The sequence below is a fragment of the Agromyces sp. NPDC055658 genome (genome assembly GCF_053618155.1).
The window spans coordinates 1-7542 of sequence record NZ_JBSHHD010000066.1; the positions used below are offsets into that span (position 1 = coordinate 1).

At 71.1% G+C, this 7542-nt stretch carries 7 protein-coding genes; 1 reads left to right on the plus strand and 6 read right to left on the minus strand.

Features of this window, described 5'->3' with window-relative positions; genetic code table 11:
- Positions 1-32: 32 nt before the first annotated feature.
- From ACWGPE_RS18275 to ACWGPE_RS18290, 4 genes are all read right to left on the minus strand, one after another.
- Positions 33-2177 carry a 3-hydroxyacyl-CoA dehydrogenase NAD-binding domain-containing protein gene (locus ACWGPE_RS18275; protein ID WP_452049219.1) on the minus strand — a complete coding sequence of 715 codons (2145 nt, stop codon included), beginning with the start codon at positions 2175-2177 and terminating at the stop codon, positions 33-35.
- Positions 2178-2182: 5 nt separating this feature from the next.
- The gene (locus ACWGPE_RS18280; protein WP_231430853.1) at positions 2183-3388 is read right to left on the minus strand and encodes a thiolase family protein; all 1206 of its coding nucleotides are present in this window, start codon (positions 3386-3388) and stop codon (positions 2183-2185) included.
- Between the two features lie 78 nt (positions 3389-3466).
- On the minus strand, positions 3467-4663 hold the full coding sequence (locus ACWGPE_RS18285; RefSeq protein WP_376931528.1) for an HRDC domain-containing protein: 1197 nt from the start codon (positions 4661-4663) through the stop codon (positions 3467-3469).
- Positions 4656-5246, minus strand: coding sequence for a DUF3000 domain-containing protein (locus ACWGPE_RS18290; RefSeq protein ID WP_452049220.1), 591 nt, complete (start codon positions 5244-5246; stop codon positions 4656-4658). Before ACWGPE_RS18290 ends, ACWGPE_RS18285 begins: the two co-directional genes overlap by 8 nt.
- Positions 5247-5337: 91 nt before the next feature.
- On the opposite strand from ACWGPE_RS18290, the gene ACWGPE_RS18295 reads away from it, so the two are divergent.
- Positions 5338-6567, plus strand: a complete 1230-nt coding sequence (locus ACWGPE_RS18295; RefSeq protein ID WP_231430856.1) for an alpha/beta hydrolase family protein — start codon at positions 5338-5340, stop codon at positions 6565-6567.
- Here ACWGPE_RS18295 and ACWGPE_RS18300 read toward each other — a convergent pair whose 3' ends face one another.
- The gene (locus tag ACWGPE_RS18300; protein ID WP_231430857.1) at positions 6568-7005 is read right to left on the minus strand and encodes a SufE family protein; all 438 of its coding nucleotides are present in this window, start codon (positions 7003-7005) and stop codon (positions 6568-6570) included.
- Positions 7006-7070: 65 nt separating this feature from the next.
- Positions 7071-7542: rhodanese-like domain-containing protein (locus tag ACWGPE_RS18305; protein ID WP_452049221.1), on the minus strand; the 472-nt coding region annotated here is incomplete at its 5' end.

Here is a 7542-nt window from a genome sequence, read left to right on the forward strand (position 1 = left end):
GGTCGCGGGCCCGCTCTGGTTCGGCGAGTGCGCTACGCGCCCACGCCGCGGATCGCCGGATGGTGGAAGGTGTCTCCGAACACACGCTCCGAGGCCCCGACCCGGTCGAGGTACGGCGTCGCACCGCCGGCCTGGAAGGGCCAGCCGGCGCCGAGGATGAGGCAGAGGTCGATGTCTTCGGCCGCGGCGACCACGCCTTCGTCGAGCATGAGCTTGATCTCACGTGCGAGTTCGTCTTCGACGCGGCGCAGGATCGTCGCGGCGTCGACCGACGTCTTGCCGACGGTGATCGCCTTCTTCGCGTCCTTGGTCAGATCGGTGACCTTGCCGTGCTTGTCCTTCTCGACGACGGGCGAGCCCAGCTTCGAGAGGGCGTGCATGTTCTCCGAGGCGTAGAACCGCTCGGGGAACTCGCGCACCATCGTGTCCTGGACGTGGGCGGCGACCGCCCAGCCGACGAGGTCGATGAGCTCGAACGGCCCCATCGGCAGCCCGATCGGCGCGAGCGCCTTCTCGACGACCGGCACCGGGGTGCCCTCGTCGACGGCGCGTGCCGCCTCGCCCATGACCTTCGCGAGCAGTCGGTTCACGACGAAGCCGGGCGCGTCGGCCGTGAGCACGGCGCTCTTCTTGAGCTTCGCGGCGGTGGCGAACGCGGTGGCGAGCGTCTCGTCGTCGGTCTTCGGGGTCTTCACGATCTCGATGAGGGGCATGACCGCGACCGGGTTGAAGAAGTGGAAGCCGACGAGGCGCTCGGGGTGGGTGAGCTTCTCGCCGATCTCCTCGACCGAGAGCGACGACGTGTTCGTCGCGATGATCGCGGTCTCCGAGAGGTGCGGCTCGACCTCGGCGAACACCTGCTGCTTCACGGCGAGGTCTTCGAAGACCGCTTCGATGACCCAGTCGCAGTCGGAGAAGTCGGCCTTGTCGGTCGTGCCCGAGACGAGCGCCCGCAGTCGATTCGCCTCGTCGGCGTCGATGCGGCCCTTCTGTTCGAGCGTGCCGATCTCGTCGCGGATGTAGGCGAGACCCTTGTCGACGCGGGCCTGGTCGAGATCGGTGATGACGACGGGCACCTGCAGGCGACGCACGAAGAGCAGTGCGAACTGGCTCGCCATGAGGCCGGCGCCGATGATGCCGACCTTCGTCACCTTCCGGGCGAGCGACTTGTCGGGCGCGCCGGCGGGGCGCTTGGCACGCTTCTGCACGAGGTTGAAGGCGTAGATCGAGGCGACGAACTGGTCGCCCGAGACGAGGTCGGCGAGCGCCTCGTCCTCACGGGCGAAGCCCTCCGCCTTGGTGCCGGACTTCGCCGCCTTGAGGAGGTCGAGCGCGACGTACGGCGACTTCGCGGTCGTGCCGAGCTTGCCCTCGATGCTCTTGCGGGCGATGCCGACCGCGACGTCCCACTTGGCGAGCCGCTCGAGCTTGCCGGGAACGTTGGGACGCTTCACCTGAACCGAGCCGCCGAGCACGCCGTCGGCCCACTTGAGCGAATCCTCGAGGAAGTTGACCGGCGCGAACATCGCATCGGCGATGCCGAGCTCGAGGGCGTCCTTCGCCTTCAGCATCCGGTTGTTCTTCAGGGGGTTCTCGATGACCACCTTGAGGGCGTTCTCGATGCCGATCAGGTTCGGCAGCAGGTACGCCCCGCCCCAGGCGGGCACGATGCCGAGGAAGACCTCGGGCAGCGCGATCGCGGGCGCCGAGGCATCCACGGTGCGGTAGTCGCTGTTGAGCGCGACCTCGAGGCCGCCGCCGAGGGCGAGGCCGTTGATGAACGTGAACGAGGGCACGCCGAGCTCGCCCAGCTTGCCGAACACCATGTGGCCGAGCTGGCCCATCTTCAGCGCGATGTCGCGGCTCGGGATCTCGCCCACCTTCGAGAGATCGGCGCCTGCGGCGAGGAAGTACGGCTTGCCGGTGATCGCGACCGCCTGGATCTCGCCGGCGGCGGCACGGGCCTTCAACTCGTCGAGCCGTTCGCCGAGCTCGATCAGCGTGACCGGGCCGAGCGTCGAGGGCCGGGTGTGGTCGCGACCGTTGTCGAGCGTGATGAGCGCGATCACGCGGCCCGACGCCAGGCGGATGTCGCGCACGTAGGAGTGCGTGACGACCTCGTCGTCGGCGAACGCGGCCGCCAGCTCGGAGAAGTCGATCTTCGAGTAGTCGGTCATGTCGCTCAGCGGCCCTTTCCGTAGCGCTTGTGGTGGGGGTTCTCCCAGATGACGGTGCCGCCCTGGCCGAGGCCGACGCACATCGCGGTGATGCCGTAGCGGACCTCGGGGTGCTGCTCGAACTGGCGCGCGAGCTGCAGCATGAGGCGAACGCCCGAGGCGGCGAGCGGGTGGCCGATCGCGATGGCGCCGCCCCACGGGTTGACCCGGGCGTCGTCGTCGGCGATGCCGAAGTGGTCGAGGAAGCTCAGCACCTGCACGGCGAAGGCCTCGTTGAGCTCGAAGAGGCCGATGTCGTCGATCGAGAGGCCGGCGCGCTTGAGCGCCTTCTCGGTCGAGGGGATCGGCCCGATGCCCATGACCTCGGGCTCGACGCCGGCGAAGCCGAAGCTCACCATGCGCATCTTCGTCGTGAGGCCGAGCTCCTTCGCGGCGTCGGAGCTCGCGAGGATTGCAGCGGTCGCACCGTCGGTGAGCGGCGACGCGTTGCCCGCGGTCACCCGGCCGTGCGGGCGGAACGGGGTCTTGAGGCTCGCGAGCCCCTCCATCGTGGTCGCGGGGCGGCGACCCTCGTCTTCGCTCGCGAGGCCCCAGCCCTCGGCGGTGCGGATCGCGACCGGCACGAGATCGGGCTGGATGTGGCCGGCGTCGTAGGCGGCCTGCACCTTCTGCTGGCTCAGCATGCCGAATCGGTCGCTGCGCTCCTTCGTGAGCTCGGGGAACCGGTCGTGCAGGCGCTCGGCCGTGTTGCCCATGTTGAGTGCGTCGGCGGCCACGAGCTTCTCGGTGAGGAACCGGGGGTTCGGGTCGGCGTCGAGGCCCATCGGGTGACGGCCCATGTGCTCGACGCCGCCGGCGATGACGACGTCGTACTGCCCGAAGCCGATGCCCGAACCCGTCGTCGTCACCGCGGTCATGGCGCCGGCGCACATGCGGTCGATCGCGAAGCCGGGAACGCTCATCGGCAGGCCGGCGAGGATCGCCGCCGTGCGGCCGAGCGTCAGGCCCTGGTCGCCCTGCTGCGTCGTCGCAGCGATGGCGACGTCGTCGACGCGCTCGGGAGGAAGGTTCGGGTTGCGCTCCAGGAGCCCGGTGATCGCCTTGACCGCGAGGTCGTCGGCCCTCGTGTTCCAGTACATGCCCTTTTCACCGGCTCGTCCGAACGGGGTCCGAACCCCATCGACGAACACGACATCAGCTCGTTCAGCCACGCTGCAGCTCCGTTTCGAAATCAGGATGCCTCGATCCTACGAACCGGTGCCGAGCGCCCGTGAATCGCTTGACGGTTCCTACGAACCCTCGGAGGTCGCGTCGAGGAGCGATTGTGACGCCTCGACAAACGCATCGGCGATCGTCTGTGCGGTTGCCGCAATCTGCCACGGGCGCGCGCCGAGCTGCGCGAGGGCCGCGCCGACGCCCGCGGCGTCGGCCGGCTGTGGGGGGTGCCAGGCCACCCGACGCAGGAAATCGGGCGTGAGGAGGTTCTCGAGGGGCATCTCGAGCTCTTCAGCGACCTCGGCCACCGCGGCCTTCGCGGCCTTCAGACGGGCGTCGGCCTCGGGATTCCGGCTCGCCCATGCACGCGGCGGAGGCGGGGCATCGCTCGGCACGCGCACCGCCGGCAGCTCGTCGGTGGTGAGGCCGCGCTCGAGCGCCGTCCACCAGCGGTCGAGCTCGGTACGGCTCGCGCGACCGGTGAACTCTCGGAGGTCCGCCAGTGCGCGCCGAGTGGACGGCAGGGCGCGCGCGACGGCGACGATCGAGGCGTCGGGAACGAGTCGGCCCGGCGCGATGTCGGTCTCGGCGGCCAGGGCGTCGCGCGACACCCACAGTTCGCGGGCGACGGCGAGGTTGCGGGGACTCCGCATGGCGTGGATGCCGGAGAGGCGTCGCCAGGGCTCGGCGGCGGGCGGCTTCGCCGCGCGGTGCAGCACGGCGTCGAACTCCTCGACGGCGAGGCCGGCCTTGCCGGTCGCGTCGAGGCGCTCGGCGAGCCGATCGCGCACGTCGACGAGCAGTTCGACGTCGAGGGCCGCGTACTTCAGCCACGATTGCGGCAGCGGTCTCGTCGACCAGTCGGCCGCCGAGTGCTCCTTCGCGAGCTTGATGCCGAGAAGGTCCTCCACGACCGACGCGAGGCCCACGCGAGGCATGCCGAGCAGGCGCGCCGCGAGTTCGGTGTCGAAGATGCGATCGGGGTCGAGGCCGACCTCGCGAAGACATGCGAGGTCCTGGCTCGCGGCGTGCAGCACCCACTCCTCCGAGCGGATGCCGTTCTCGAGCGCGGAGAAGTCGGGCACCTCGGGGGCGTCGAAGAGGAAGACGCCCGCACCGCGCCGGTACATCTGGATGAGGTAGGCGCGCTGGGAGTAGCGGAAGCCGCTCGCACGCTCGGCGTCGACGGCGATGGGCCCCGATCCGCCCAGCAACCGGTCAACGGCCTCGTCGAACGCCGCGGGCGTCTCGATCACCCGATACTCATCCACGATCCGACCTCCGGCGGGGCAGTGCGGTCACCCCTTCAGCACGCGGCGGCAGTCCCGCGAGCATGCACAACAACTCACCCCAGCCTTCCACATGGGCGCCGATGGCGGCGTCGAGGGGCGTCCAGGACGCGCGCAGCTCGATCTGCGCGCCGTCACCCTGGTGGGCGAGCTCGCCGAAGCCGGTCGAGAGGATCTTCGTCGCCGTGCCCGACGCCGCGATGTAGCGCGCGCCGCGTGCGTCCAACGCGTCGATCAGCCACGACCACGCCACGTCCGCGAGGAACGGATCGAGGCCGATGTCGGTCTCGAGGGGTGCCTGCGCGAAGCACACGATGCGGAACCGCCCGCCCCAGGCCTCGGGCTCGCTCGGGTCGTACAGCACGATGAACCGGCCGGTGCCGAGTTCGGAGTCGTCGCCGTGGCGCGTCGGGGAGACGTCGGCCGACAGCGCCGCCGCGAACGGGGCCAGACCGCCGGGCGCCGGGATCTCCGACACCGAGAGCTCGGCGCGCGGCGCGGCGGCCCGGATCGAGGCGAGTGCGTTCTCGAACTCGGCGGGGGAGGAGGACGGGTGGTCGGGCACGAGTGCAGACTAGAGTCTCCATCGGAACCGGCAGCGGCGGCACGCCGCACCGGCACGCAGTGGGATCGGTTCATCGGGGAGGAAGCGGCGGATGGCACAGCGGCGGGGCGGGTTCCGCATCATCGGCACGACGCTCGCCGCGGTCGGAATGGTCGCCGGCGCGATCGCCGTCATCACGGCCGCCGTCACGGCGTTGGCCACCGTGGTGTTCGCCCGCAAGGTCGTCACCCCCTCCACGAAGCGCGAGGAGGACGTGCGGATCCTCGCCGTCGATCTCGCCGGGCGGCGGATCACGCTCGCCGACGGCGACGAAGCGAGGATGCGCGGCCGGTACGGCCTCTGGTTCGACGGCGACGCCGGCCACGCCCGCATCGCCGAGGTCGACGAAGCGCGCGGCGGCATGGTCATCAGGGGGATCGACTCGGTCGACTTCGGACGCCTCGACCGAGCCCGACGGGGCCGGATCGACGGCTGGTACTTCCTCGGCCCCTGGGAACTCGACGTCCCGTACCGCGAGGCCGTCGTGCAGACGCCCCTCGGCGCCGCGCCGGCGTGGTCGGTGCCGGCAGACGCACCGACCGATCGCTGGGTCGTGCACGTGCACGGCCGGGGGGCGAAACGGCACGAGACCCTGCGAGCCGTCCGCCCCGTGCGCGAGGCCGGCTGGAACAGCCTCCTCATCTCCTACCGCAACGACGGCGAGGCTCCCGAGAGCACCGATCGCCGATACGGTCTCGGAGGCACCGAGTGGGAGGACGTCGTCGCCGCGGTGCGTTTCGTCGTCGCGCGGGGGGCCCGCGAGATCGTGCTGATGGGCTGGTCGATGGGCGGCATGATCTCGCTGCAGGCGGTGCTGCGCTCGGAGGAGGTGCGCGAGCACCTGGTCGGGGTCGTCCTCGACTCTCCCGCGATCGACTGGGTCGACATCCTCCGGTTCCAGGGTTCCGCCATGGGATTGCCCGCGGGCCTCGGCGATCTCGTCGCCGGTGTGCTCGGAGCACCCGTCGGTGCGGGACTCACGGGTGCCGCCGCACCGATCGACCTCGTGGCGCTCGACCTCGTGGCCAGGGCCGAGGAGTTCACCGTGCCGATGCTGCTCATGCACAGCGTGGACGACGGGTTCGTCCCCATCGACGGGTCGCGCCGGTTGGCGGCATCCCGCCCCGATCTCGTGCAGTTCGAGGAGTTCACCGGAGCCCGTCACACGAAGCTGTGGAACCACGATCCCGAGCGGTGGAGCGAGCTGATCGTCGCCTTCCTCGCGACGAGAGGACGACGCGACGAACCGGCGGCCGAGGGCGACGCCGAGATCGTCGGCTGATCAGGCGGCGACGCGCTCGCGCAGCTGCCGCTTCGTGCGGGCGAGCATGCCCGTCATGCCGCGAACCCGGAGCGGCGACACCGCCTCGGCGAGGCCGAGCGACTGCGGGTAGTCGGCGGGGATGTCGAGCACCTCCTGCACGGAGAGCCCGGCGAGCCCCTGCACGAGGATCGATGCGAACCCGCGCGTCGTCGGCGACTCGGCGGGCGCGGTCGCGAAGAGGTGCACGACGCCGTCGGCCACCTCGACGAAGATGAAGACGGGCGACTGGCACTCCTCGACCCGCTCGAGCAGGTCGGGGTGGTCGGCATACCGTTCGGGGAGCGCGGGCAGTTCGTTCGAGAACTCGAGCAGCAGCTGCAGCCGATCGCGCACGCCGAGCGCGAGGAAGTCGTCGCGGATCTCGGCGAGGGCGGGGGGCAGGGTCGTCTGTTCCATCCGGTCCATTCTCCCACGGGCGGCCGGACCGTCGGCCGGTCGCCGACGGTCCGCTCGGCCGACGATCAGCGGCCGGGCACCTCGCCGCGCTCGGCACCCGTCACGATCGGCACCCGCACCGCGCTGCCCCATTCGGTCCACGAGCCGTCGTAGTTGCGCACGTTCTCGAAGCCGAGGAGGTGCTGCAGGACGAACCACGTGTGGCTCGACCGCTCGCCGATACGGCAGTACGCCACGATGTCGTCGCCGTCGGCGAGTCCGACCTCGTCGCGGTAGATCGCGTCGAGCTCCGCACGCGACTTGAAGGTGCCGTCGCCCGCAGCTGCGCGCGCCCACGGCACGGATGCCGCGGTCGGGATGTGCCCAGCGCGGAGCGCGCCCTCCTCGGGGTAGGCGGGGGCGGTCGTGGGGGGGGGCCGGGGGGGGGCGGGGGCGGGGGCGCAGTCGGCCGCGGCGGGGCCGCCGCGGCCGGCCCGGGCGCCGCGCGGCCGGTACCGGACCTCGACGGGATACGTCCGGCCCGACACCTCGATCACG